Source organism: Bacillus sp. B1-b2 (genome assembly GCF_009183415.1).
Lineage (GTDB): Bacteria > Bacillota > Bacilli > Bacillales > Cytobacillaceae > Niallia.
This window is the reverse complement of record NZ_WEHU01000002.1, coordinates 140,320-167,053: the sequence shown is the minus strand read 5'-3', so window position 1 is coordinate 167,053 and position 26,734 is coordinate 140,320. Positions and strand designations below refer to the sequence as shown.

Here is a 26,734-nt window from a genome sequence, read left to right as displayed (position 1 = left end):
AAATTCATGATCATTTTTCGTCACTTTGGAAACGTTGTCTTCGTTTAATAATGTCTGATCCATCTCCATCCTTCATCCACTCCCATTCTTTTTCGTAAACCTTACGTACTTTCTTTTCATCTTCCGGAAAGACTGAAACCTTTTTATTACTTATCAATGCAGAAATAGCTGTTAGAGCATTAATCGCATCACTCCACTGATCGGTTGTCGCTTCAACAATCACCTGCTCGACTGGTGCTTGTTCTTGTTTCTCAAAAAATGCTTCGATGGAACTTGTATCTATCATATTTTTCGTTAGAAGCCAATTCGATTCTCCCATCAATTCCTCGAGTTCATCCTCTGATACTTCTTCTGACAAGTACACGGTCTCTTCCTCTTCTTCTACAAGAGGATCCGCCACAGGTTCATATGTCTCTAAAAATCCGATTGCTTCATCGATAGCAACTGAAGATAAAGGCGCAGCGAACTTAATTGGTATCCATAATCCATCAAGTGCTTCCTCTTCATATTGATTCTGTTCTAAAAAGCTTAATAGTTGATGAGCATTGGGAATATCGGAATCAAGTGGAGGATCAAACATTTTCGATATGAAGGATCGTACCTTTTCAGGCTGAATTGTCGATGTCAGTGGCGTTTTTTGCATATTAGAGAATTTTACATACTTGTTGATCATCCCTATGCTTAGATTGGTTCCTTCTGCAAGTACCGATGTTCCCTTTTGCATTAAGTCCGTCAACACTAAACTATCTTCTACTGTTTGAAATTGCCTAAATCTATCCTCCAATTTTATTTCTAAATCTTTCATTAGTTGGTGAATGATTTCAAGCTGGGGAAGTGCATTACGGTCTGCAAGCATCTCTAACTCACGCTCTTTTAAAAGAGAAATCGCATCTTCTACATTTCGAATCATACTTGTTATTTTATTTCCACCTGAAATACCATTATCATCATAAGCTTCACTTATTTCCGCATCACGACGGGCCTGAAATAAAGATTTTCCAATATCATCATTCATATAATAAGCAAGGGAATCATTAGCAAGACGAATAAGTGCATCCATCATTCGTTTGCCAACATCTCTCATTTTAATTTTTCGAGTTTGTTTGGAAATCCAGTTATATTTTACTAATACATTTATGATTTGTACTACTCTCTTTTTCGATGGAGGCTCTAAATCATCATAACGATTTCGATACCGATAATAGATCATCTCTTCATTTTCTATTGGTTCATCTAGGCCCAGAGCTTCTTCATTTAACAATTGAATGAGTCTTAAAAATCTTAGAATCTCACTTGGAGTTTGGAAAAAATTATGTGCCCCTAAATCACTAAGTACACCCGCTAGCGATGAAATATCTTTCATTGACTGCATGATTTCAGGCGCAGATTCAGTTGAATGAAAGACTGAAATCAATCCAGAATCCATTTTTTCCATAGTTCAATCCCTCCAATCATTTGTTCTTGCTCCATCTTACTATTTTCTAAAAAGCTCAATACATATTTTTCATATTGGATCCAGTCGTTAACAACTTGCTGATCTGGCAATATCCATTTCACCCTAAGTTCATTATGTTGATTTACTGCAATACTAATTTCTTTTGAGATTTGTAAACCACTAGAATCATAGTCACACCAAATCATTACTTGTTCTATATAGCTATTGTCCAGAATTTGTGAAATAGTCTTTCTGTGTGCAGAACGTAAATGCCCATCAACGCATATGATGAGAGAATTCGAATCTTCTAGAAATTGTTCGGCTGATGCCATTCGCGTCAAGATTGCCCTGTTTTCCACAAGCCATAAAGTAGTCGCTTTTGTTCGATACACTTCATTTGATATAGATATATTTGTTAAGGCATGTACTGGTCCCCAATTATAGCTTGCATAATTACCTCTCAGTTGACCCGCAAAATAAATCGGTGTAATTTGACCAAGGCTAGTTAAGCCTAACTCCATAGCTGGATAGTTAACCCACTCTTCTAGTAGCTCAATAAACTCTTGCTTATAGGCATCAAATTCCTTTGAACCACCAATTTTTTGATAATAATTTGCACCAATCTCTTTCCAATCAAATTCGTTCTTTTGAACACATATTTTGCTAAATGCATGAACAAAGTGCAAGAACTTTAATCTCTTTCCGTTTAACCATTTTTCCGGAAAATAAATGGGTGACATTAAATCACTCACATGAAATTGATCCATTCTTTTAATAATGTTTTGTATTCCTTGTTCTTTTTGTTGGGAAAAGCTTTGTTGGTCCTTAATTTGAGTTAATAACATTGATAAAATTTGGTCCTTAATGTCATGAAATTCATTATGAATTCGATCCATTTTATGTTGGATTTTTATCTGCTCGTGTTTGTATAATCGGAACCCCATCCGATAATGTGAAGAGTGAACTGTTTTCTCATCCTTTTCAAATCGTACTTCCTTAATAATCCATCCGTCCTCTAGCCATTTAAATGTTTGACGATCCTGATCATCAAGGTAGACCTTTTTTCTAGCAGTAATTGCTAAAGAATCTAGTTTGGAATCCGTTTTTGTTAGTTCTGAATGATGTGTTTGCAATGATAATGTTAGAACTCCCAATACTCGAAAAGTCCTAACCGATTGCTTTATAATTTTCACTTCCGATAATACATTTTCATCACTGTAAGAGTTCCAATCTAGTTCTTCCCCACTTTTTAGAATGAATTCTTTTAAATACATCAAGACTGATTGCTCTATCATATTGATACCTCTATTATTATTAGATACTCTTATTTTACCAAATGATTGGGTTTATGAGTTCGGTAATAAATAGCAAACTTTGTTTACCATATCTATCACCTTAATAAACAATAAAAAAACAAGATCATTTTTTCTAAAGACGGAAGGATATTTCATTCTGTTATATTTTAGGTTTATATGAAATATTTGGAAAATACTGTTCATAAAAAGTGAGATTAACTGTTCTATAGCTTATAATAGTTGAAAAGGAGAGATGGTATATGAAGTGGCAAGAAGTTAGAGAATTATTTCCAAATCAATTTGTATTAGTATCTGTTCTTAATTTTCTTGAAGAAGATGATAAAAAAATTATTGATGAAGTTGCGCCCATTCGAACCATTCCAGCAGAAAATGTAAATAAAGAATTTTTTAATGTAGATTCTGGGAATATTGTTTACCATACATCGAACAAGGAATGTATCGTTCATATTCGTAAAAACCCATTGATGAGGGTGAGATGAATATAGTGAAAATATCATTTGATGGACAGTTAATAACTACATCACTTATAGTTACTTTTCGAGGAAATGCTACAAGTCAATGATATGATTATTGACAGAGGTTCCTCGCACACTGTAATTAGTCCCGATGTATTAGAAGAACTAGGAGTAACGTATGAAAATGGGGATGATATTTATGAAGCGTATGGAATTGGTGGTTCAGTACCCTTCTATACAAAGATAATGGATAAAATTCAAATTGATAAATGAGTATAAAGAATATTGAAATTGATGTTGGATTCCTACCAAAAAATCATAATAGGCTCCTAGGCTTGGATATTTTAATGAATTATCATTTTATTGTAGATATGAGTAAATTAGAATTATATCCAGCAAAACAATAGGTTGAGGAACAACATTTAAAATAGAAATCCCACAAATAATTTAGCCAGTCAAATCCACAATATATTTCCGCTAAGCATTCCCGCAAAATGATTCATCAAAATAAAAAACTCCAAGTTTGGTAAGAAAAGATATAGAGAAAGGTAAGGAAAAACTATTAGTTTTGTATATTATATCTATTCAAAAACAGAAATCCGGAAAACCATAGTTCTTGAATTGTTACTTTAGCTATTTTGTGTACTTACATGTTAATAGTACTATTAAAGATTTCTTTGAAACTTGATAGTATACTTCTAATCTATTACGTTAGGAGCCTTATTAATGAAAGAGAAAACGATTGGCTTAATGATTGCTATAGTCATCATAACATTAATTTCTTTGGTGTTTACCGGCTTAGATATCCCATTCCCAAGTACATATCTAGCCTTGATTATGACATCGAATGCAATTGCTGCATTTATAGCTATTATTCTACAAAAAGCAACCATAGTAATATACGAAGGTCATGTACGCAAAGAAAAAACCAGTATTTTTGACTATGTTTTCAGCTACATTGCAATTGGTTTTTCTGGAATCAATTATTATGTACAAACAGTGTTAAACCGACTCCCATTTGTACTAAACAAATTACTTGCAATCTTCTTTTTTCTGATTCTCTTTTTCCAATTGTTTATGATTGCAGATGTGTATTAATGCTGTATATAGTCAATGGTTGAAACAATTTACTCCTTGAAAAAACGATTCCCGGAGGAACAGTGATGACAAGAGATAATGAACTTACTTTAACAACAGCAGAACTTATCGGTACCCTTGAATTATGCGGATTTGTCCATTTCACAAAAAAACTTAGAAAAGAGTATCGTTTTAAGAATACAAGCCTTTCAGATGAAGCAATAGAAAATCTCAAAACAAAAGGATGTTGGAATGCACGAAGAAAAACAAAACTCTCCATTGAGCTACAAGAGATTCTAGAAACACTTGTTCATTCCTCCAAAATGCTCATTTGTAAAAATAAGCTGCAAAAGTTAGTCATCCATCAAAATAATTGTGATCAATCACTTGTTCAATTGATTTCAGATGGAAAGCATACTTTTAGCTATCACAACATACAATCTGGGTTTGTTGATTTGTTATGTCATTTTTATGGAATTCAAGCTTCCACTCGAAAAAATATTGATACAATTCAAACAATCGAAATAACCGATAAAGAGTTTAACTCAATACATAATTTAAAGACAGCAGACCTTGATAAAATGATAAAAAATCCTGAGATACATAATCAACTCGCTGATTTTCTTAAGGATTTCAAAAAGAATATTCAAGCATTTCATTCAACTTCTTTTATAGAAAACACAAATTCAGCTAAACCAAAAACTGATCAACTTGCCTACTTCATTCCTAATGATGACTTTATTTGGCATGTAGACTATGAACAAGTGAAACTCAATAGAATATATCTTGTCCCTGTTACATTCACTGATTACTTTTCAAAAATAGAAGACACTTTACAAGAACTTTTCTTTCCACCATCTACTCTATCTGTTTCTAAAGAACAAGTGGATACAGTTCCAAAGAAAGAAGATCAAAAGCCATTCTCTATTAAAAGAGGGTTTGCTTTTTTTCTAAAAAGCCATTTAGTATTAGGATTAATGATCCTCATTTTCTTTATTAATATAAATCAATGGTCATATGATGGATCTAAATCTGTTATGACTTACTGGATATTATTTGAATTATTCCTGCTTGTCCTTTCTGTTTTGGCTTGCTTACGTGCTAAGGAAAACTACTAGGAGAACAGGTATCCAATTATCAGGAAAACGCAAGACACCAAGTTGAACCTAGAAAAGTTTGGTCAACTTGGTGTCTTTGTTATAAAGATTTGATCTAAAGTCTTTTTCATTTATCTCGTTATAATGTTGAATCAAAACCTAAAAAAAGTTTCTTTTAACTGAATTCCTTTCTAAATTGGAAATTGTATTTTAATGAAAAGGGGATGTTTTTGGTTAATATTTCAAAACTAGCCATGATAAGAATTTTCCTCTCCGCAGATTTACATTGTTTATAGCACAATCGAACGGATATAAACTCTCTCATTATAAAATATATTTAACATAATCTTATCTCAAATATATCACTCATAATTAGCAAGTTTTTCCTCACTCTGCAATCAAACTATATGCAGAGATCTTGTTAATTCTCCATGAAACAAGCATAGAGACAATGAGTATCAGCTATGTGATCACAATTTATTTTCATTGGGGATCTCCTCAAAAAATTATCCTACGTTGAATATTTATACTATACATGTTGAATAAATTTGGTATATAAATAAATTTTAAAAATAATTTTACATTCTATCAATCATTTATGGAGTGGTTAAAAGGCAGGAATTCAGTGGCGTAAGAAATCTTGAGCAAACTAAGACCCAAGATTTCTAAAAAAGATATTATCTAAGTTCTTTTCTAAAACAGAATACTTTAATAAAGATATTTCTCAACATCTTAAATCGAATAAACGAGGTTAATCAATATTCAAACACATCGTCATGCACGAGACCACGAATAAAGTCCTCAAAATTATCTGCTAGAATCGTAATCTCATAGTCACCTTCTTGGTCAATATGCACAACTTTCGGTTCTCCCTGCGGACCACATTCTCTATAATCTAGAAAAATCATGTCATGTCCAGCAGATGGGCAATCACATATTGCTACTCCAATATTAGGATATCCCCATTCATCAATCATGAATTGGCTCCCCAAATCACCACAGAGACTATAAGATTTATTATATCCAATCCCCATTATGCCTGTTATAGCAATATGATCTTCTGCCCAACTTGTAGCCATATTAGTAGGATAACAAGTATTAACAGGAACGCCTCCATTATGCTGCTTCATTAACCAAATGTACGATTCTGGAAGCTCATACCCCAATTCTCCCTCGACTTTTGCAATCAATTCCGTTGTTGGAGGTTCTTCTATATAAGATTTCCTCGCATAATCGTCATCTTCCCAGAAATTAGAAAAATCAAAGCCCTCGAATGGCATCTAGATAACTCCTTTCGCATATTACTTCTACATAAATTTTACCATTAATCACCATCACTGTCTTACATAAGGAATGGAAATAATACACAAAAGGAGTCTGAGAATCCATTTACCAATTTTCAGATCTTTTTTATATATTCTTTTTTTATGCAGTTAATAAATACTCTTCCCCTCATTTTTGAAAGAAAAAAACCCGTTTTATCGGGCTTTTTTCATGCTTTTTTTCACGTGTTTTATCGAGTTAGAATAAAGTTTTTCACTCACGCTTTTTCACCATTGTTGATATGTCCTGGATAACAGGCTTTTTTCTCACCTATTTTGGAAAAACTTTATTCCAACTGTGGATGAATTGTGGAAAAAGTCTATTTTATCTGGAAAATTTCTATTAGTTAATTACAACTTCAATTTTAATTGAACTACACACTCCACATGGCTGGGGTGGTGATGGCAGATAGTTATAGATGTAGTAGTGTTTACCTTATTCTGTTTAAGAATTAACCTTATTAACTAATTTACTAAGGCAATATTACATCATGCAGCCCGTAAGCTTTGAATGTGTAATATAGTTAACGAGAGGTACAAAAAATGTGGTAAATCCACGTTTCGGATATTAATGGTTGTAACATCTTTAACGTCGATATACCGTTTTTTATGGAATTACGTTAGCAAAACGTTAGCAATATTTAAGTAGTAATTAACTAACATTGTTCATACCTTACCATAGATTGGCTGTTTGTGGATAATAAAATAATGCAGAGGCATTTAACAATGCTTCCAATATAAGCGACTAAAAAATTACAAAGAAACTTATATTTGAAATTACTGAGCGCTCAACTTCGAGTTAATTTACATCTTAAATGTAGATTTTATACTTCAAGATATCGTTGTGACTTATTAATTTTATTTTCAATTTCTGCTTTTTCTTCATTAAGATATCTGAAAATGTTGGTAGAGACGTTCTTTCTACTATTTCTATCGCTTTCATCTAAAATATTAGCATACATTTGAATATTAACTACCATATCGTGTTTACCAAATGTATTTAACATAAGCAAGAGCGAGTCTATCCATTGACCAATATTGTAACGCATATCACCATCTATGCTTAGATTATGGAATGGCACTAGATAAGTCTCCATTTCATCTAAAAAATTCTCAAAACTTATAATATCCTTGGTAGTAATATTTAAATAACAGTACATTATTATCTGATTTACTACACTTTGGAATTTGTTATTCTCAACATTATTAATATCATCAATAACATTATTTAATATTTCAATAGATTCATTTACTAATTCTAAAAAATTACTTTTCACTACATTTAACAACTCTTCACAAAAAATAATTATCTTTTTAGAATTAAACGGTGGTATTTTTTGGTTTTTTGTTATTATTAATTTTATTAACATTAAAATATGATATTTATATTTCCTGTATTTCTGAGCAATATTATTATTTAGAAATTCAATTTCAATTAATTGACTCATATATGACGAAGTGAAATATATAATAGGTTCATGATCCCCTAAAAATATTTTTTTCTCAATATCCTCTAATAAACTTCCATAATATCTACTAGATTTATGAGGTGCATCTAAAAAAACTGCTGAAAAAGATTTAATTTGTTCTTCAATTGAAACTACCTTATTTTTTTCTATTCCACTTTCTAAATTAAATTGTCCTAAACGACGCTCATAAAATAATTCTTCACCTTTGAATTTATAGGTTTTATAAAAACTTTCTAAATGTAATTGATAATCAGACATAGCCTGTAAATGAATTTCTTCAACTACTGTTTGGCTATTGGTAGCCTTAACTACTTTGTTAATTAAATCTTCACTTTCAGTAATAATTACTTTTACATTGACCCACATTTTATCGTTTAGCATTTCCCTATTCTCAAATAGTAGATTACTAGTTTGACAGCCATTTACAATTTGGAAATTCTTCAGTAAATATTTATCTCTCTTTTTAGTTAGTGATTTCCCAACTATTGTAATACCATTATTAAGGAATCCAAACTTATCTTTTGATGAAGAATTTATTGTAGAATTTATATCACTATTCACCCTATTATCTTCATATCCTTGAAAATCACGAATATTTGAATCAAATATCCCTTTTTTCAATTCATCTCCATCTGAGATAATACTAACTAATTCTTTAGCGGGCATTATAACTAAGTATGCCTCTTCAATACCTTCTGTATAAGGTAATTCAATTCGCTTATACATTTCTAATTCTGCAACATTTTGATTTTTAGAATCCTCATATAATCTTCTAAGTTCTGCATTCCCCACTGGATAGAAATTTACTTCGCCTAATATATCTAATATTTTAAAGTCAGCTTTGACTTTCGATATACGCGCCACTAAATTTTGATCCTCTACCCACTTACCATTACATACATAAAATAATGAACATTTAGGTGGTTCTTCTAAAATCTCGTAATTATCTATAATATATTCAACCATTTCACACTTTTCTTGAATGGAATCATTTCGTCGTAGTTCATGTTGTTCTTTAGGCTTAAAAATATCAATTACTCCACTACCGAAATTAAGAAATTCTGTACCCTCAAACTTATCTGACATCTTTGTTTGAATAAATATAAAATGCACTTTGATATCCATTCTAAAATTGATGATATCAGTAAGTTCAGTTAAATTAGTAACTAACCTATTATTAATTACTATTGCTAGTCCATCTGTCGAGCAATCATCACCTTCTCCAGTTTCAACCGCGGAGAGAACTAAATTATGTATATTCTGATTTACTAAGACACAATAATTTGCAAATTTCTCAAATAAAACAGATTCCTTATTTTTATTGGCTAGGTTGTTTTCTGTGCAAAACTTATTAAAATAACGTTGTACAATTGCATCCATTTTAGACTACCCTTCTGTACAGATTTTTCAAACCAAAACAATATTTCAGAAAAAACACTGTGTATTTATGTCCATACTTCTTAACAGGCATATTAATTTTATATATTACTAATTATATCAGACTAAAAAGGAAAAAAAGTCTAAATTTGTTTAAAACGGTTGATTTTTGACAAACCATATAGATAAAGTTACCCACTCCAAATTTAATCCACCTAGTGTGTAGTAACAATTATTTTTTACAGAAATGATTTCCAACTTTAAATAAAATCAAAATAACCACTTTCAATTCTAATGGATTGAAAGTGGTTATTTTGATTTGTTTGTATATGGAAATTTGCTTGTTCAATAATAATTATATCTTCTTGGCAAGTCTTTGGCTGACTTATCACAAACTGGACAAAGTACATCCCAATCAACATCTGTTTCCAAGTGGTAATTCATATTTGAGTGTTTTGTATATTTGTAAAGAGTAGCAGAAATTTTACTATGTGCATCGTTTAATTTGTTTGGACCATCTATACGATTGAAACAGCTTGATTTTACCCAAAAAGCTTCACAATCATTATTCTGGCACGTATGGTACTTCCTCCACCTTTTCCCATCAGTTGATTCGCAAACTGTACTTTGATGAGTTCCACAATGAAAACATACCCCATCATACATTAAGTGATAATGTACTAGCATATTTATCCACTCGATAAAACTACTTCTTTCATTAGGACGGAAGTGAAAACTACCAAATAAATGCCTTGATGCTTCCCTTTGTTTAGTTATCATATTCCAATTATTTACCCCTGAATCTTTTAGTGGGTTAGGATGCATCAAGAATGAAGCAATAGGTTTTGAATCCAGTGTCTTATAATATTTATTAAAGGATACATCTTTAATAATTCCATTCCAAATTCTTTCATCTTCTATAGGCTTATATTTTGCATCTAAAAATGCAGTTTTTTCGGATTGTCCATCATTAAAAATAAATGTGTAATCTGGTTTATATGGCTTTTCAGCTCCCTTTATAACTTTCTCATAACACAACTCCAATTTTAAGATACTCTTCTGCTGTTTATATATATATTTTCCATCTATATAATTCCCTTGATTTACATTTATGGGGGAGCGATATACAGGTCTTTCAAAAGAGAATTTAATGCCCTCTAAATCCATGCCATTTTCAACATAAAACTTAATTTTTGAAAATGGATTCATTGTCGAGATAAAGCCACAATTATAAATTAGTGAGTGGATAATCGAAAGTAGGCCCCATATTTCATACAAAAATGGAGTCTTTTGAAGACTTTGATACGTAAATGCAATACTTTTTTTGTTGTTTTCATCTAATAAATCATTTATACATTGAAACACTTGAGAATATAATGGCGAAAATGTAAATAGTTGAGTAATATCTAATTCTTCAGCCTTAACAGAAAGAATAGAAAATTGTAAACAGTCATCAACTGAACTTAATATATTTTCGACACTAGACTCCATTTCCTCTGCTTGTAATAATAACTTTCTTAAAAAGTTCAGATCTTTTTCAATTGAATTACTTATTCTCTTGCCTTCAAATGAAAAATCACGTTGATTACCTAACAGACTTTGGGAATTGATTAAGTCTTGGATTCTATTGTTAATTTCCGATATTTTTAATTGCTCTTTAAGAAGATATCTATTAAAATTTTGTCGTAATACCTCTAAACTCCAACGTATCATTCCATGTTCAATTATTTCTGTTGAAGGTACGTTTTCCACAACCATAAATTTATCCTTAAAAGGATATAATTTCTTTTCCATTAATGTTTTGATGTTAATCCGTTTGACTTTTGAATAATTCTGTAATTTATTTTGTTGGGTTAATTCAAAATGAGGATTTCTATCAATATCTAATAGTAATTCCTTTAGTTCTTCTATCTTTTTATGTGTCTCTATCATTCTGTTAATCTGTTCTTGCTTCTGACTCAATAAGTTTACAGGACCACTAGTAGAGACTGCTAAATCCTCAAGGATATTTGCAATTTCATCTTTCATTTGTTCAAACTCTTCTTCCGATAAGAGTTTACTCGTTACAAAAACATCTCTTGTTCTATTGACAACATAACCTTCATTATTTTCAGCTTCAAAAAAAAATGTCCCACATTGATTTATTCCAACAGGGGCGCGTTCCTCATCCCCCTTATCAAACCATGCATCGTAATTCTCATCGTAAAACATAGGAATTCTTTCTGACTTTGATTTTATATTATAGTGTGATAAGAAAACGCTTTTTGTATTTTTATTACATGTTTTCACAACTATAGTTCCATTATATTCATACGAATTATAGGAATTATTATCCTCATTGATTATAAGTTGAGATATTAGTTCTTGAATTGGATGTTTTTTATTAGTATTTATTTTTGCTATCCATAACTCCAATTAAACTCATCTCCAGTAAGTTATTGTTCTTCCTTCATTAATCATCTCATTCATTAAATCTTTAGTATCCTCACTAATTGAGAGGCTTGCTAGTAAATCCCTAAATGCAGCAGTCGTTTTGTCATTTTTTAATACGTTAATTCTCGGTAAAATTTTTCCTATAACGACTTGATCTAAAGTTGACTCTGAGCTAACTGCTTTAGCATAAGTACCTATTTGGTCCAATGATCTTCTGTTTAGTCTAGCCCCTAAAGTACTAAGCAAAGGATTAATTTGTTTTATAGTGTAGCGTAGTTCAATATCCATTTCTTTTATTAGTAAATCATCTTCCATGTTTACAGCAATTAATTCATTAACCTTTAATTGCTCAAGTTCTTCTAGTAATACTTCCTCATTCTCAGGATACTCTATGTTAACCACAAAGCTCCGATCTATCATTTTGGGACTTAACCCTTTTACTGTATGGTCCATATTCATCGTTCCTACAAAACGAACATTAGGTGGAACAACTATTTCCGCAGGATACTTAAAACACAAATCAAAGCAATTTTGCACCCTAATTCTGTCGGATGTAGATAATTTACTAAGCTCTTCTTCATGTAATAACGGACGATTATCTTCATCATACTTTAAAAATGGCATAATATTATTCATTGCCAGTTTTTGAAAATGTGAAGAATATAGTGAGATTTTTGGTTCTTTTTCTTCTCTTGCGCTTAAAAACTCTGCAAAATAATATTCAACATGAGCTAAATTCATTTCATCTAAACATATAAAATAAGGATACTTTTTGTTATTACACGCTTCAATCAAAGAATCTAAAAATGGAGTTGAAATATACTGGTAATCTATTGGATTGAAAAAGCCTAGTAAATCTTGTTTGTCAGTCCAACTTGATTGAACCCTAATCGTACTAGTTTTTGCACCGAATATTATATTTGAAAAATTACTTACTAAGCTTGATTTCCCAGTACCACTTGGACCGTTCAAAATAATAATCTGATTTGACATTAAAGCTCCTAGAAAACTTTCAATTACTTCTCTTTCATACTGTAAGTTGCACTGAGCATGAAGCGCACCTTGAATTATTGCAACTATATCCTTTTGTTCATTCCAATTAATTATATTATCTTCAAACACATTCTCTGCTTCTACTTGGGAAAATGGGTTAAGTAAATTAAACCTTTCGAACTGACTGTTCAATGAATTTTCGTATTCTTGTAAAGATTTCTTTCTAGTTACTAACTCTTCTTGCCTGCGGAAAATTTCATCTTCTTGCGACTGTAACTGTTTTTCATTTTCACTTATATTTCTACGTCGGCCTTCTAATTTTCTTTCTTGATTATCCAACTTGTCTTTTTCTATTTCATACTTTTTTAATTTTGATTGATATTCTTCTTCTATTTCCAATTCTAATTCTTTATATCGAGCTGTTCTTTCATTTTTTATCTTTGTATGTTCAGCTTCAAGTCTCAGTTCTTGATCCTCAAATTCATTAACCTTAATATCTAAATACTTCTCAAGATTGCCTATTTGTTCATCAACGTCTTTTTCGAATTCAGCAATAATGAATGGTGCTATTTCTTCTAATGAACCAAATTGTTTTACAATCCTCTTTGTAAACGCTTCTCCATATTTGTATATAAATGAAGTTTCCAAACTAGTATATTGTATAGAACTCACATCAATAGATAGGAGGTCAAGCTTTCTATTTTCATTTGAAATTTCTTCTAAATTTAATTCTTCAGTTGTTGCAATAATAAGATCCCCAACTTTAAAAGAAGTAGCCTCTTTATTATATGTAAACGCAACAGTCCAATTTTTTGTAAGATAAGGATTCCAGAAAGGTTTAAAAGTTTCATGATTTATTACAGTTGATATAAACAAATTAAAGTTAGGATACTCTTTAATTTCTATAATTTTTAAGGTTAAGTGTTTATTAAGTGTACTTCCTTTGAAGAATTTCTTATAAAATTGGGAAGTTTTTTCTTGAGTCCATTCACGAGGGTTCCCTAATTCATCAAGTACAATTTCAAAATGCTCTTGTAAATCTTCCTTGATATCTATATTTGTAGTAGTATTATCCATAATCGCTTCTCCTAATTTTGTTATGCAAAAGTAATAATAATAGGATTTACCCTGCGGGCTTTCCAAAATTAACTTGAAAGAATTTAAAAATATTCAACCAAATGCTAATGTTTTTATAGCGACTTTTTATAACTGTTCTAAATCAAGGATATGCTTATCAATTTTATTAATCGTTTCATCATAAGCATTAATGACGTTTTGTTTATCAGTTCTAAGTGTATTCTTCAACTCTACAACAGGAAAATAGTTAGCTATATATTCGGATTTTGTGAAAGATATAATAAACTCTTTGAATAACTTTTCTATTTTGTTCGAAATATCCTTGCGTCCTTCCTCTAGCTTTTTCTCCTTTACAAAATCGACAATTCCAGTAATTGCATCAAGAGCAATCGATAGTGCAGCACCAAATGTTTTAAGTGCTTTTGCCCATTTAACTGCTCCCCATGGTTTGAACTTAATCGGAAGTTTTGCAAAGTCGCGTACTTTTAAGATTGTTTGCGAAATTGCTTTTGTAGAAGTTCCTGATAATGCCTTAACTAACTTACCACCTAGTTTACTCCCCATATTTAATAGTTGATTTTGTAGCTGATCATGATACTGCATGGAGGACTGAATATTATTAATCATCTCTTTTTGTGTTTCTATCAAACTCTCCGTATGCTTCTCGATAATTGCATCAATCTTTTTGTTTAATATATAGCCCTCATCTCCAATTTTCGTATTTAACTTTGCCTGTAAGTCTTCAAGACTTGAAGCTGAGTTAATATAAGCAAATATATCTTCACGTAAATTGATCACATCATCGGTAATGTTACTATGCTTCTTCGTTATTTCTCTTTCAAACTTCTCTAGTTCATCCTCTGTTTCTTCTAACTGATTATTTAGCAAGTCTCTATTTTTCTTTACGCTATCTCTTACCTGCGTTAATTCTGTAATAGACTGCTGAATCGTGTCTTTTATTACGCTAATTCCTGATTTTAAAATCAATTGTTCTTTAGAAGCTATAATGAATTTATCTAAAGCATCCATAAGATTACTCATTCTAGAAAGTTCTTGATAGGTATCTTCTTGCTTTCTCCAGTAATCTAAACCCATTTCAAACGGGTCAGCTGCCACACATATAACCGTTGGGTCACCCTCAAAGGTAACAATATTTTTTATGGTCTGTGAGACTACTTCTCTTTTAATATTACTGTGATGAGCAAAGTCTTCTTCATCTTCAAGATCAGCTACTGCATCCATTTTATTAATGACAAAAATAGTAGAATCAAGCTTGCCTAAGTCTTCAAGTAACCACTTGATTGTTTGCTGATGACTCTCTTTGAGTGGATTAACAGAATCCACTGTATAGATTACAACATTTGCTTCGGAAATATATTTTTTTGTTTTTTCTGTGTGAAGCATATGTTCAGAAAATAAACCGGGGGTATCGACGATTAAAAAGTCCTTTCCTAACTTATGATCATCCAGATGGAAATAGGTTACTTCATCTGTTGTAGGTTCAGGTGATATTTTTATATTCTCTTGTTTCGTAATTGATTTTAATATAGTTGATTTACCATCAGTGAATGCTCCAAACATTGCCATTACAAAAGTTTCACCTTGAATGTTTTTTATGGACTGATTAATTTTAGATAATAACTCACCCATATCTAGTTCCATGTCATTAAACTGTTCCAACTTGTGCTTTAATTTCAATAGCTTATTCATTACCTCTTGTTTTTCATTTAAAAAAGTTGTAATTGTCATAATCTACTTCTCCTTACTCCTTTAATTGGAATGGAATAATCTGTTTTTTTACAGTGATCTATTAATATGGAAGAAGAACGAAACATAAACTCATTATTTTCGGTAATATATAAATAGCCATCTTTAATTTGAAAATTATTGATAGTAAAGAAATCACCAATCGTATCATAGGAATCAACTTTTTCTAATCTATAAATATCCCAAGTAAGCCGTTCCACTCCGATAAACATCGCTTGTTTTAGCTTCAGGTCAAAATAACTAAAGCTTGGCCGTACGTCTTCTACGAAGCTTGTTAATTCTTGACTAATTTTCACTTTACTAGTTTGTAAATCACGAATTTTATCGTCCATTGCGAGACTCAATAATCTAATTTGATAAATAAAATCCCCAAAAGCACCCACTTGTTTTTTAACATCACGTTGAAGACTATCCATCTCTTTATTCAATGTTTTCCTCATATTAAATTTCAATGCATTAACAGTATTTTTCACTTCATCGTAAGCTTTACCTTTCGCCTCTCTTTTTCGTTTGTTAGGATTGCTAAAAAACCAATCCCATATTTTTCTTAAAACTGCAATGATTCCACCAATAACTGCTAATATAGGATTAAATGCCATTAAGATAATTCCGATGACCGAAAGTCCCACATCTAGGATTTCCTCCATAACATATCCCATACTAATTTCCATTTTCTTAATAATGTCTTGGACGTTAAAGTCATTAGTTCCCATACTTCTAAACTTAAATTCAAGATCTATACGTTTTTGTAATTGCTTAAATATATTTGTAATGTCATATCTTAAATCTTCCAATTGTTCCTCTAGCAACCTCTTAATCTCTTTTTCTGTAGACCTTTGTTCAGCATGAAGTTTACTCTTCATTAGTGATTCACTATATTCATTATCGATACCTTCATATATTATTTTTTGCAGATTACTTTTCATTTGGTCAATTTTTATATCAACGCTGCTTAAAATATTTTTATGAAATTGCGAAATAGTAACCTCTGCTTTACTCACTGCTTCATCTGTCTTTTGTTGCATATTTTTAATTTCACGATCAAATTCTTTTTTTCCTTTTAAGATCCGCCCAATAATCGATTCTACAGTACTCATATACTTGTATGTATTTGAAATAGCAATTTCTTTTTTACTTTGTAACGAAAGCTTAGAAAGCAACTTTTCCACTTCTTTAAGATTACAAAATTCATAGCCTTCTTCTAGAGAACCGAATACATCTTTCAATTTTTGTTGATCTCGGACAAAATCATCCCTTTTGGGTGTACTTTTAGATAAAAAGGCTAAATGTCCATTAAGAATAATGTTGTCTTCGTAATGCTCACCTAAAATTTCTCTGAACTTTTCCTTTGTTCTACTTTCAATCGTAAGAATTGAATCGGATATCAATTCTTTTTGGTGGCGATATACACTAGGCTTTCCCCTTACATTTATGATAGAATAAACCTTTGCTTGATCTCGTAAAAAGGATCGAATTTTTTTAATTGTTTCATATTCAGGTTCTTTATTTGTACCAATAACATAAAAAATGATATGTGCTTTCTCAATTCCACGTTTAATTTCTGATATAAATTTACGCTCATTTCCTTCAATTCCGGGTAAGTCTAATAACTTAACATCATTTAATGCCAAGCCTGCCATCTTTTTTGTAAAATCTTTTCGTCCATCTCCGATAAAGGTTCCGTCTCCATTTGTTAATGCTTCTATAATTGTACTTTTACCTGCATTTGTTTCACCAAAAAATGCGATATTAAAGGTATCCCATTCCACATTTTTTATTAAGAAATTTAAGTTCATCTGTATCCTGTCAATACCTGAAGCAACCTCTTCACTTATACTTGATAGGTTTTCTTTTAGCTTTTCATCATCTATGTTCACATCAGATAAATCATGAAATTCTTTTAAAGATTCTAATACTTCATTTGAATTATATTGAAAAATATCTTTATATCTCGTAGCTGTTTGTTTGGACATATTTCCTCCTTAAAATATTTTATTAAAGAGTTCGGCAGCAACTATCTTTCTATTATTTTACACTCAACTCCGTAATTTTCCTAAATCTTATTGCTAGAATTTAATAAAATAGATGATTAATTATAGTCTTTGAACTTGTTGAATAGGTTGGTAATTGAAATAATCGTAAAATCATTAACTTTACTCATTACATTAGTCAACTTATTATTATTTTTGATTACCTTTTCAATATAATGGTAAAATTGAACTACCAAAAACTATTCAAAAGGAGATTCTTATGGAAACGGTTCTTAATAATAAAAAAAAAGTTATTGCCCAAAAAACTATTAATGAAATAAGAACTTTTCTCTCTGAGCTTCTAAATGGAACGCGCAATTATGAGAGTATGTATAATCTAACTGAGCAAATGACACATGATTATTCGAATAGATTTATTATTGAACTTCTTCAAAATGCTTATGATGCGATATCATCAGATACTAGTTCTCAGATTGGGAAAATAAAAATTATTTTAAACGAAAATGAGAATGGTCCTTCTACGTTATATTTTGCAAATACAGGAGTACCCTTTTCTCAAAGTAACTTCGAATCATTATCTAGTCTTGCTTTAAGTAATAAAGATCCAAAAGAAGCCATAGGAAATAAAGGAATTGGATTTAAAAGTGTCTTACAAGTAAGTAATTCTCCTAAAATCTACTCCGGTGAGTGGCAAGATAAAGGCTTTTCTGGCTATTGTTTCGAATTTAATCCAGAAAAAGTTAAAAACTTAACACAAATCATAGTTGATTTATATGAAGGAATGGAGATTCCATCTTTTTATAACCTTTACCAAATAAATCTACCTTTGGTTGAATGGGATTCTAGTACTCTTAAAGCCTTTAAGACAAAACTTATGAATCAATCAGAAACCCCCGAAGAGTTTATAAAATATACAGTTAACCGACTATCGCCTTACCAATTACCATTTCCTATTGATGAACAACAAGATGAACTATTATATCAGCTAGGTGAAGAGGGATACGTTTCAGTTGTTAAACTGAAATTAAATGAACCAGATGCATTAATAAATACAAAGAATGCATTAAGTGAATTAAATCCTGATTCTATAATCTTTTTAGATCACTTATCAGAACTCACCATTGTACATAGAGGTGATTATAGTGATGAAGACTTGTCACGACATTTAATCCAAACTACCTCAAGAACTAATTACAATAATTTGCAAATTAATAATAAAGAAATACATGACCTACTAACTAATAATCAGTATAAATATATAACTTTTTCAAGGAGTATCGGCGGCGAAAATGATAAATCCAAGGAGCTGCAAATTTTAAAGGCATCGAATCAACTTCACGGAAAATGGGAGAGTGTCGGTGAAGCAAAAATTGATATTGCAGTCCCATTAACTAACAATCAACAAAAAGGTAAAATGTATATTTTCTTACCTACTAAACAGCAAAGCGGGCTAGCTTTTCACATAAACGCTCCTTTCTTTGGGCAAATGAATCGAAAGGATATCGACTTTTCTCTACCCCTTAATGAATTATATATAAAGGAAACTGCACACGTCCTTTTTGATTCTATTAAATATCTTGTTCAAACTAAGCTTGAAAATTGCGAGAACATAATTATTGACCTATTAAGCTTTAATAGTGACTTTACTGACATGACGTCAATTCTATTTGAATCCTTTAAAAATGTACTTATTGAAAATTCCCTGAGCTTTTCGGAATGGGGAATTTTACCTTATAAAACTAGAAATGAAGATTTATGTTTTGGCCCTTTGACTAAAGTTTACTTACTCAATCCAGATTGGGATTACATTATCTTTTCAAAGGAAAATCTAGTTAAATATCTATCTACCAAATTTATTTCAACTCTCTCAAGAGATCGCATTAAGTCTATCAATCAATTAGCAAAACTATGGAAATATCATATGGAACCCAATGATACTGATAAGGCCAATTGGGCTGAAGGTATGGCTCAATATCTTCACAGCATCAATGCTCCCATTGAGCAATGGCAACTGTTCTATGAAGAGTTACCTTCTTTTGTCATTGATTCAGAAGAGTTAGTAGATAAATATATCATATTAGGACAAGACCGACAGATTCATGCAGTGCCTAACACTGAAAACGAATCCTATGTGTTTTTTCCACCAACTCAATCAAAAGGTGAAGCAGATGAAGGGGAAGACGAGATTGTTTCAACCATAAACGTTCCAAATTTCCTTTCAAATAAAATTGCATATTTTAATACAGAAATACAACTTTACACTAATGAGAACGGTAGAAGAGTAAGAAGTAAATTTTATAATTATTTGCGAGACATTATTGAAGAATTCAGCATTGAAAATATCATTGAAAAGGTGATACTACCGGAAATGCCCAATGGCACTATTCCATTAGGTTCAATAAAGTCTAATGAATTATATGAATTACTTGAATGGTCACTTTCTCTATTTTACGGTGCAAGAAATAAACCAGAATCACTTAGGGAGAGCTTCAAAGAATTATTTGTACCTTGTAAAGATGGATGGATACAAGCGGATCAATCATACTTTTCGAAAACATGGGATAAGGCTTCCTTTATTAATCATGGTCAGCTTATAACTGAATTATTTAATAATCCGAAAAATGGTCGTATTTTAAATGGTTATAACAAACTTGTTATAGATTTTCTTGATTTAGATAGTAGAATACAAGCATATGGAATCGATAAACTCTCTGAATTTTTACTTTTCTGTGGTGTTGTTGACCATCTACATCTTGTACCAGCAGTACCTGAAGGAAAACTAACTATTGCTGGCGTAAATCGTTCCTTTCATTTTCCTGATAAAATTGATGGGGATCTTCTTCAAGAACAAATTCAGATCTATCGAGACTATTTTGATGATTTTAGAGGTGGCTATGTTGGCCCTTTTCAGTATGAAATTGTAAATCTACTAACAATAGAAGGCTTCGATAGATACCATGATTTAACTGAAGAAGGTAAAAAGTTATTTTCAAAATTAGTTATTATTTCTATTTCTAAATGGTCTGATTGGCAAACTTGTAGAATCAGAAAACCTGAAGGCACTTATTGGTGGAAGGACATTCCTTCTCTAATTAAACTATCATTACAAGAAATACCTTGGATACCAAATACCATTGAAAGCGAAATCTCTTTTAATACACCAAAAAAAATGTGGTATGTTCCTTCTAGTAGTTTAAGAAGTGCTGCATATACCTACGCTTTCCTTCCATATGTTGAGTATGAAACTGCGAGACTTTTAGAAAGTGCAAATTCTCTTAATGATCTTCAGGAGATTGGTCTTGGCAATTATGAAATATCATCAGTATCAGAAGGATGCCAACTACTTGAACATTTAGCATACAGTTTAAGAAACGGTATTGTTTCTAGTGAATTAACAAACTATTTTAAACATCATTATCGTTTCGCATGGGAGAAAATTGTTAAGTATTATGAAGATAATGATTTTAATCCTAACAATGTGTATAAACCTAGATACTTAGTAATCACCAAGGGGGGTTATTTACAAACAGTAGATATAGAAAATCAGCAGTCACCAATTTATATTCCAGATCATAAAAAGTTATTTCTGCAATTACATGGAAACCCTAATCTTGAAATACTTTTAATAGATGCTGGGAAAAGATATGCCCAAATATTAAGTGAAATATTTGGTGATACATTAACAAACTTATCAGATTTAGAGCAATCATTTTATGAAAATGGACATAAATGGTCACGTATAAAAGCGGAGAATCTTGAATCTAGCCTTCTAGATGAAAATCGGAATTGGTTGTTACCCTATATAATGACAATAGCTGCTTACCGTGAAGATAGCCATCTGACTGTTGGAGGCAATCGTTTTAATGAACTTATTTCACTGCTTAAAAGTGCTAAATGGTATGAGTGTACAGATTTACTCGTTTCACTTGAATCAAAAGACGGTAAAATTATCGAGCAAAATTCAGAAAATATAACCGTTTGTAAAGAGACAAAAACATTTCTTATTTCTAATAAAGGATTTAGTTCACTTGAAGATTTTGCAACTTCAGTTCGTGAATATTTAGAAATTGCACCCATTGAATTACCATTAAAGTTCGCACTATCAAAATTGACTAATGACTTTGACGTGGAACCAGAGGAAGCTGACATTATTTCCTCTTTGGAACACATAAAAATCACAAAAGAGAATTATGAAACAATAAGGCGACTGGTAAATGATAATCTCCAGTGGATAATTGAATTAATTACTCCAGCAATTGTTGCAATAAATAAAGAACCTGACAAAAGTGTCCTTCATTTTCCTATCATTGATAGTGAAAATACATTAAAACAATATATTAGTCAATTTATACCTGAACCTGTTGTTATTGATGAATTAATAAAATTTGCCAAAGAATCACGGAATCTGAAAGAAATGGGTTATAAACTATATAAGTCCTTCAATGTTTCTCTAAAAGAGTGGAATTTTGCAATTGGAGTGGTAAATAAAAATTTACTTAAAATAAAAAATGAGGAACTAAGAAATGGATTTTCTAACTTTAAGGAAACCTATCAAACTATTGTATTTGCAATAATTCGAGATCAAGTAAATAAACAAGCAGTTTCCTTAACAGATTATATAGACATAAAAGAAGCTTACCAAAAATGGTGTATGCCAGATGATTGGGAATTTGTTTGGTGGGTCATACATGAAGATACTTTCTTAGAAGAACTAGGGTATTTTCTAAAAGAACATAGTTTAGACCTTAATGCGGAATTGTCATCAAAGGATGCTCTCAATCAATATGTTAAAGAAGAGAATATTGATTTAACTCCTAGCCTTGAGATTTCAAGACATAACAATCTATTAATAAAAAAGTGCCTACATGAAATTCAGAGAGCAGCCATTGCCCTTTGCCAAAATGAGAATACAGAAATACCATCATATTGGCTGCAAACAGAACAGACATTTTTAGAACATATAAAGAGCAATAGGGATAAAGAATATTTAGAAATTAAAAATTGGGAAAATGACGAAGCATATATTTACGTTTTCGAAAGCGAAAAATTCATCAATGCATTTCAAGAATTACAAGAAATCCATGTCAACATTGATTCCTATCATGATCTCTTAAAACACCTTGAAAATGAGGGTAATAATGAAACCACAATAGATGAAATTATTGAGAAGGAAAAAGAGAAAAAGCGTAGGGAAAAACGGCTTGTTAAAATCAATGGACAGTATTTTGATACAGATGATAGTAACATTGACAATTTAAATGATGTTATTAGTAGATTTGACTTCGATCAAATGAATATCAATGGATCAATTGATAAGCCACTATCCTTGAAAGAAGTTACTAAAAAGAATGGTAAAAACAGAAACCCTCTTGCAGGTAGTAAAGGAAACGGGAAAACGAAAAGAACAAGTAAGCACATTGAGAATGTTATCGGACTTGCTGGAGAATTAGTTATCTTTAACTATCTAAAGAAGAATAATTTAAAAGACTTTAGACCGGAGTGGTGGAAATCAGAAAATAGCCTTACTATTTACTCTGATAATATGGTAAGTGATTCGCTAGGCTATGATTTTGAGATAAGACAAAGTAACAAGACATATCATATTGAAGTAAAAGCAACAGTTGGAAATGACTTCTCTTTTAATATGGGGACTTCAGAAACCCAAAAAGCTTTTGATGATTCCAAAAAGAGAAATGTTGAGTACATGATCGCATTCATTACCAACGTATTTGAGAATCCAGAAATCTATTGGCTGCCCAACCCATATTCAAACAAAGGAAAATCTGTTTTTAACATAAAAGATGCAGGGGTAAGAATAAGTTTCAATTTATAAGCCTCAATCCATTAAAAACATTTTTTATTTTGCATAACAAAGGTAATACTATCTACTCCGAATTAATGTCGCAGTGGGCAGTAATTACCCTTGTTATTTTTTTAGTTGTTAAATGGATTAATATTACTACTTTTAGTTCTTTCCCTACTGCTCTTAGTCGTAATTTGACAGATGTGATTGTACACTTTTCATAATCTAACGAGATACAATGTTTTTTATTCCTGCTAAATTCAATTCATTTAATCCGTTTGATTAGCATACTTCCTAATTTCCTCCATTATTGTTACATCACCCATATACTTCGTTAATTTCTGCGTAAGCAATTTATTTTCAAACATAGCTTTTCGTAAATCCGAATGGGATTTTACGTGTATAAGATCATTCGCATCATCATGTATTAACTTCACTAGTAAAGTTTTTACCATTTGAGGGTCATCTGTTTTATCAATCCACTGCCACGCTAGCTCGGTTAATATCATATTATATTTTTCATAAACAAACGCAGCCAATATCAGCTTTAGTTTTTCTAAAGGTACAGAGAGAAATCCCTTTAAAACCCCTTCACCTTCCCGGTTTAAGAATGTTTTAATACTATAAGCAATCGCTTTTAATGTTAATTCTTGTTCATCAGTTAATACAATTGTGTTGCTGTCAAAGTATAAAAAGGCATCCTCATCCGCTAAATACATCTTTTCTTCAGTAGAAGCTTTTGAAATTTCAAGAGTTGGCTGAATTTGATTATGAAATGCTAGCAATTGTTCTTCAAGCTTAGATATTTCTTGTTTCAACAATGATTCAATTTCACTTGCTGTGTCAGGTAAATAATCACCTAAAATTTCCGCAACCTCAGTTATTGGGATGTAAGTCTTTATCTCCCTACCCGCAAACATCATGTCCAACATTACTGTACCAAATTGCCGTTCAGTTACTTCTGGATGACCAGAAACTTTAGCGAATGCATCCAAAAAGGTGAATTTTTCCCTTGGCAAGCAGACCCATGTCCGGGCAATGGCTCTGATTATTTCTGAATCCGAAAATTGCGGTCCATTTTCGGATTTACATACCATATCAAGTAAACCATTTAAATCAGCTTCTATATTCAAGTAATAAATAAGGAATTTCAATGCACCAAGTTGGTTAGGGGAAGAGTACGTTTTTAATTCATTGCAAAGCCAGTCCGTAAAGGTGGCTTTAGAAAAGCGAGTGTAAATAGTTTTATATATCTCTTCCTGATCCGCAATCAGCCATTTTTTAATAAATTGAATTTGGTCCATCTCATTTTTAAAATGAGTGCCTCTAGAAAGTAATTTGTCTACATCTACTCTTACTGGAATATCGATTGGTGAGGAAAGATATTGATCTGCCCATTGTTTTGCCTGTACACATTGATCATAATCTATATTTCCGCCAACCAGTGCCTGTTGTGGCAGGCGGCTTTCAATTAGCATGGCGATGGCTAAAATATACAAGTGATATTCATATCCTTGTGTTTTTGAATTAAAAACGTCGATTTCCCGTTGACCTTCTTCAAACAAAATATCCTTTTGGCTGCTTTCTAATTGTGTAGATTGATAATGAATAATATCCCTGTATAATGTAAATGTTTCAGCAAATCTTTTACTTTTCAAATCACCACTTATAACCCAATGCCGTTCTGGAGCTATATTTTCTTTGGCCTTCACATAAACAGGCAATCTATATCCGAAAAATTCTCGTTCGGCAACTCCCGCAAAAGGAAAAGCATCTACTAACCTTAAAGTTTCCTCATATATTTGTTCCCATTCTAGTTTTGATATGTTTCTAGTTAAAATTGATAGATTAATATAGGTCCCCATTATTAAATCTCCTTCTTTCTAGGAAATCATATTTTCACTTTTTTAATATTCAATCCGTATCGTCTTTCATTGGAGAAATTAGAATACTTAGTCCAAGTTCCTGATTGTCCCACATTTTTATCCAAGGAAACGTGTGATCTGGTAAGAAAAATTCTCTTTCTTCCAAAGGATTTATTGGCTCTTTTTTTACTTTGCACCCATGAAGTAACGTGGCTGGATGAATCTTTACCTGCCTTCCTGTATCGTTAAAATACACTAATCTCATTAATCAGCACTCCTTTTATCCTTTTTATCCCCAAAGTTGTATAACATTTGCTGCTTTACAATTTCCTCGCTAACAATATTAGCCAGTAAAAAAGTATATTATTCACACGCTATATAAAATTATTTTCTTTGGCATATATCGGAATAATATTTTAAAGAAGAGAACATACTGTTAGCGTTAGTGCAATCTGTATGTCTGGAAAAAGAAGATGTGCCTATAAGCATTTCTTCTTTTTCCATTTCAAAAAAAAATCTTGATTTGCACTTAGAACGAGAAAAACTATAAGATATAATGATTTTCGAATAACCGGTTCATTCAACTTTATAAATTAACCAAAACAAGCGAAAACCGCAGGTTACATGGCTTCATTCCTTAGAATGACTCATGTTCTGCGGTTTTTTTGTTTAACAAATCTAATTCCAAAATCAAAGGGAAAGTAAAGGCAAAACAGATGCATCAAGAAAACGAGAACATCAGTAGCACCAAAAATACAAAACTTGATCTCCATGTAATATATAAAAGTTGCGAAAAATGCGGAATTTCCAAAGAGATTATTTCATTGTTCGAACTTTTTGAAAGGAGAATTCGGAGTGAACAAAATAATCCAAGAGCTTAATCTTCCGGGAGGAACTACAAGACCTGTAGTGATTATGCGTAAGTTAGATTCATCATCCACTTCCATCCAGAAGGTTGAGATTCAACTGAAACTTGACCTTTTAAAAGAAGTGGGTCCTGCTTCAGCCAATAAGAAAGAATAAAAATGGGACTTCCTGTTCATAATGGTGACAACTATGAACAGGAGGGATATCCTTGACCAAACCTAAAGTAATGAGCATCAACTATTCCGAAGAAATCCCGGAAGATTCAGCCATTGTACTATATAGGCTGATAGAGAAATTGATACTAGAATCATTGCCATTAGATCCTCATATGATCGGATTATTCGTAGAAGAATCAATGAATGAATTTAAAAACAAATAACAGGAAAGGGA

19 protein-coding genes are annotated in these 26,734 nt (G+C 31.4%); 9 read left to right on the top strand and 10 right to left on the bottom strand.

What is annotated here, in order from left to right; genetic code table 11:
* Nucleotides 1-10: 10 nt before the first annotated feature.
* Together F9279_RS02770 and F9279_RS02765 are read right to left on the bottom strand one after the other, a co-directional pair.
* Nucleotides 11-1,435 (bottom strand): hypothetical protein, encoded by a 1,425-nt coding sequence (locus F9279_RS02770; RefSeq protein WP_152111174.1) that lies wholly within the window; start codon nucleotides 1,433-1,435, stop codon nucleotides 11-13.
* Nucleotides 1,411-2,730 (bottom strand): DUF2399 domain-containing protein, encoded by a 1,320-nt coding sequence (locus F9279_RS02765; protein WP_152111172.1) that lies wholly within the window; start codon nucleotides 2,728-2,730, stop codon nucleotides 1,411-1,413. The genes F9279_RS02770 and F9279_RS02765 overlap by 25 nt, the downstream gene beginning before the upstream one ends.
* A 260-nt stretch (nucleotides 2,731-2,990) precedes the next feature.
* Between F9279_RS02765 and F9279_RS02760 the strand changes: the two genes are divergently transcribed.
* From F9279_RS02760 to F9279_RS02745, 5 genes are all read left to right on the top strand, one after another.
* The gene (locus F9279_RS02760; RefSeq protein ID WP_152111169.1) at nucleotides 2,991-3,230 is read left to right on the top strand and encodes a hypothetical protein; all 240 of its coding nucleotides are present in this window, start codon (nucleotides 2,991-2,993) and stop codon (nucleotides 3,228-3,230) included.
* 84 nt (nucleotides 3,231-3,314) lie between these two features.
* Nucleotides 3,315-3,479, top strand: coding sequence for a retropepsin-like aspartic protease (locus F9279_RS25530; protein WP_264298217.1), 165 nt, complete (start codon nucleotides 3,315-3,317; stop codon nucleotides 3,477-3,479).
* Nucleotides 3,476-3,613, top strand: coding sequence for a hypothetical protein (locus F9279_RS25525; protein ID WP_226793140.1), 138 nt, complete (start codon nucleotides 3,476-3,478; stop codon nucleotides 3,611-3,613). Before F9279_RS25530 ends, F9279_RS25525 begins: the two co-directional genes overlap by 4 nt.
* Before the next feature lie 319 nt (nucleotides 3,614-3,932).
* On the top strand, nucleotides 3,933-4,304 hold the full coding sequence (locus F9279_RS02750) for a hypothetical protein (protein ID WP_152111168.1): 372 nt from the start codon (nucleotides 3,933-3,935) through the stop codon (nucleotides 4,302-4,304).
* Nucleotides 4,305-4,369: 65 nt separating this feature from the next.
* Entirely contained in the window at nucleotides 4,370-5,401 is a 1,032-nt protein-coding gene (locus F9279_RS02745; protein ID WP_152111166.1) for a hypothetical protein, read from the top strand.
* A 734-nt stretch (nucleotides 5,402-6,135) separates the two neighbouring features.
* Here the strand turns inward: F9279_RS02745 and F9279_RS02740 are convergent.
* The 6 genes from F9279_RS02740 to F9279_RS02715 all read right to left on the bottom strand — a co-directional run bounded on the left by F9279_RS02740 (nucleotide 6,136) and on the right by F9279_RS02715 (nucleotide 17,791).
* The gene (locus F9279_RS02740) at nucleotides 6,136-6,660 is read right to left on the bottom strand and encodes an SMI1/KNR4 family protein (protein WP_152111164.1); all 525 of its coding nucleotides are present in this window, start codon (nucleotides 6,658-6,660) and stop codon (nucleotides 6,136-6,138) included.
* Nucleotides 6,661-7,526: 866 nt separating this feature from the next.
* A complete protein-coding gene (locus F9279_RS02735; protein ID WP_152111162.1) occupies nucleotides 7,527-9,551 on the bottom strand; it encodes an AIPR family protein in 2,025 nt (674 codons plus the stop codon).
* Nucleotides 9,552-9,893: 342 nt separating this feature from the next.
* A complete protein-coding gene (locus tag F9279_RS02730; RefSeq protein WP_152111160.1) occupies nucleotides 9,894-11,963 on the bottom strand; it encodes a hypothetical protein in 2,070 nt (689 codons plus the stop codon).
* Between the two features lie 6 nt (nucleotides 11,964-11,969).
* Nucleotides 11,970-14,051 (bottom strand): AAA family ATPase, encoded by a 2,082-nt coding sequence (locus F9279_RS02725; RefSeq protein WP_152111158.1) that lies wholly within the window; start codon nucleotides 14,049-14,051, stop codon nucleotides 11,970-11,972.
* A gap of 126 nt (nucleotides 14,052-14,177) precedes the next feature.
* The gene (locus tag F9279_RS02720) at nucleotides 14,178-15,800 is read right to left on the bottom strand and encodes a LeoA/HP0731 family dynamin-like GTPase (RefSeq protein ID WP_152111156.1); all 1,623 of its coding nucleotides are present in this window, start codon (nucleotides 15,798-15,800) and stop codon (nucleotides 14,178-14,180) included.
* Nucleotides 15,797-17,791: a GTPase gene (locus F9279_RS02715; protein WP_152111154.1), complete on the bottom strand. Its 1,995-nt coding sequence runs from the start codon at nucleotides 17,789-17,791 to the stop codon at nucleotides 15,797-15,799. Before F9279_RS02715 ends, F9279_RS02720 begins: the two co-directional genes overlap by 4 nt.
* A gap of 277 nt (nucleotides 17,792-18,068) precedes the next feature.
* On the opposite strand from F9279_RS02715, the gene F9279_RS02710 reads away from it, so the two are divergent.
* Both F9279_RS02710 and F9279_RS25885 read left to right on the top strand, forming a co-directional pair.
* Nucleotides 18,069-23,642, top strand: a complete 5,574-nt coding sequence (locus F9279_RS02710; RefSeq protein WP_152111152.1) for a sacsin N-terminal ATP-binding-like domain-containing protein — start codon at nucleotides 18,069-18,071, stop codon at nucleotides 23,640-23,642.
* Between the two features lie 65 nt (nucleotides 23,643-23,707).
* On the top strand, nucleotides 23,708-23,836 hold the full coding sequence (locus tag F9279_RS25885; RefSeq protein ID WP_264298216.1) for a hypothetical protein: 129 nt from the start codon (nucleotides 23,708-23,710) through the stop codon (nucleotides 23,834-23,836).
* Between the two features lie 45 nt (nucleotides 23,837-23,881).
* Here F9279_RS25885 and F9279_RS02705 read toward each other — a convergent pair whose 3' ends face one another.
* Entirely contained in the window at nucleotides 23,882-25,477 is a 1,596-nt protein-coding gene (locus tag F9279_RS02705; RefSeq protein WP_152111149.1) for a hypothetical protein, read from the bottom strand.
* A 49-nt stretch (nucleotides 25,478-25,526) separates the two neighbouring features.
* Nucleotides 25,527-25,742: a hypothetical protein gene (locus F9279_RS02700; protein ID WP_152111147.1), complete on the bottom strand. Its 216-nt coding sequence runs from the start codon at nucleotides 25,740-25,742 to the stop codon at nucleotides 25,527-25,529.
* Nucleotides 25,743-26,332: 590 nt separating this feature from the next.
* Here F9279_RS02700 and F9279_RS24915 point away from each other — a divergent pair.
* Together F9279_RS24915 and F9279_RS24910 are read left to right on the top strand one after the other, a co-directional pair.
* The gene (locus tag F9279_RS24915) at nucleotides 26,333-26,500 is read left to right on the top strand and encodes a hypothetical protein (RefSeq protein ID WP_193224415.1); all 168 of its coding nucleotides are present in this window, start codon (nucleotides 26,333-26,335) and stop codon (nucleotides 26,498-26,500) included.
* 52 nt (nucleotides 26,501-26,552) lie between these two features.
* Nucleotides 26,553-26,723, top strand: a complete 171-nt coding sequence (locus F9279_RS24910; protein WP_193224414.1) for a hypothetical protein — start codon at nucleotides 26,553-26,555, stop codon at nucleotides 26,721-26,723.
* Nucleotides 26,724-26,734 lie beyond the last annotated feature (11 nt).

Excerpts from the sequence above, each read along its gene's own strand:
- F9279_RS02745 (WP_152111166.1), top strand. The coding sequence starts at position 4,370 with ATGACAAGAGATAATGAACTTACTTTAACAACAGCAGAACTTATCGGT.
- F9279_RS25885 (WP_264298216.1), top strand. The coding sequence starts at position 23,708 with ATGTCGCAGTGGGCAGTAATTACCCTTGTTATTTTTTTAGTTGTTAAA.
- F9279_RS02740 (WP_152111164.1), bottom strand. The coding sequence starts at position 6,660 with ATGCCATTCGAGGGCTTTGATTTTTCTAATTTCTGGGAAGATGACGAT.
- F9279_RS25530 (WP_264298217.1), top strand. The coding sequence starts at position 3,315 with ATGATTATTGACAGAGGTTCCTCGCACACTGTAATTAGTCCCGATGTA.
- F9279_RS02700 (WP_152111147.1), bottom strand. The coding sequence starts at position 25,742 with ATGAGATTAGTGTATTTTAACGATACAGGAAGGCAGGTAAAGATTCAT.
- F9279_RS02735 (WP_152111162.1), bottom strand. The coding sequence starts at position 9,551 with ATGGATGCAATTGTACAACGTTATTTTAATAAGTTTTGCACAGAAAAC.
- F9279_RS02705 (WP_152111149.1), bottom strand. The coding sequence starts at position 25,477 with ATGGGGACCTATATTAATCTATCAATTTTAACTAGAAACATATCAAAA.
- F9279_RS02765 (WP_152111172.1), bottom strand. The coding sequence starts at position 2,730 with ATGATAGAGCAATCAGTCTTGATGTATTTAAAAGAATTCATTCTAAAA.
- F9279_RS02725 (WP_152111158.1), bottom strand. The coding sequence starts at position 14,051 with ATGGATAATACTACTACAAATATAGATATCAAGGAAGATTTACAAGAG.
- F9279_RS02760 (WP_152111169.1), top strand. The coding sequence starts at position 2,991 with ATGAAGTGGCAAGAAGTTAGAGAATTATTTCCAAATCAATTTGTATTA.
- F9279_RS02715 (WP_152111154.1), bottom strand. The coding sequence starts at position 17,791 with ATGTCCAAACAAACAGCTACGAGATATAAAGATATTTTTCAATATAAT.
- F9279_RS02710 (WP_152111152.1), top strand. The coding sequence starts at position 18,069 with ATGGAAACGGTTCTTAATAATAAAAAAAAAGTTATTGCCCAAAAAACT.
- F9279_RS02720 (WP_152111156.1), bottom strand. The coding sequence starts at position 15,800 with ATGACAATTACAACTTTTTTAAATGAAAAACAAGAGGTAATGAATAAG.
- F9279_RS25525 (WP_226793140.1), top strand. The coding sequence starts at position 3,476 with ATGAGTATAAAGAATATTGAAATTGATGTTGGATTCCTACCAAAAAAT.
- F9279_RS02770 (WP_152111174.1), bottom strand. The coding sequence starts at position 1,435 with ATGGAAAAAATGGATTCTGGATTGATTTCAGTCTTTCATTCAACTGAA.
- F9279_RS02750 (WP_152111168.1), top strand. The coding sequence starts at position 3,933 with ATGAAAGAGAAAACGATTGGCTTAATGATTGCTATAGTCATCATAACA.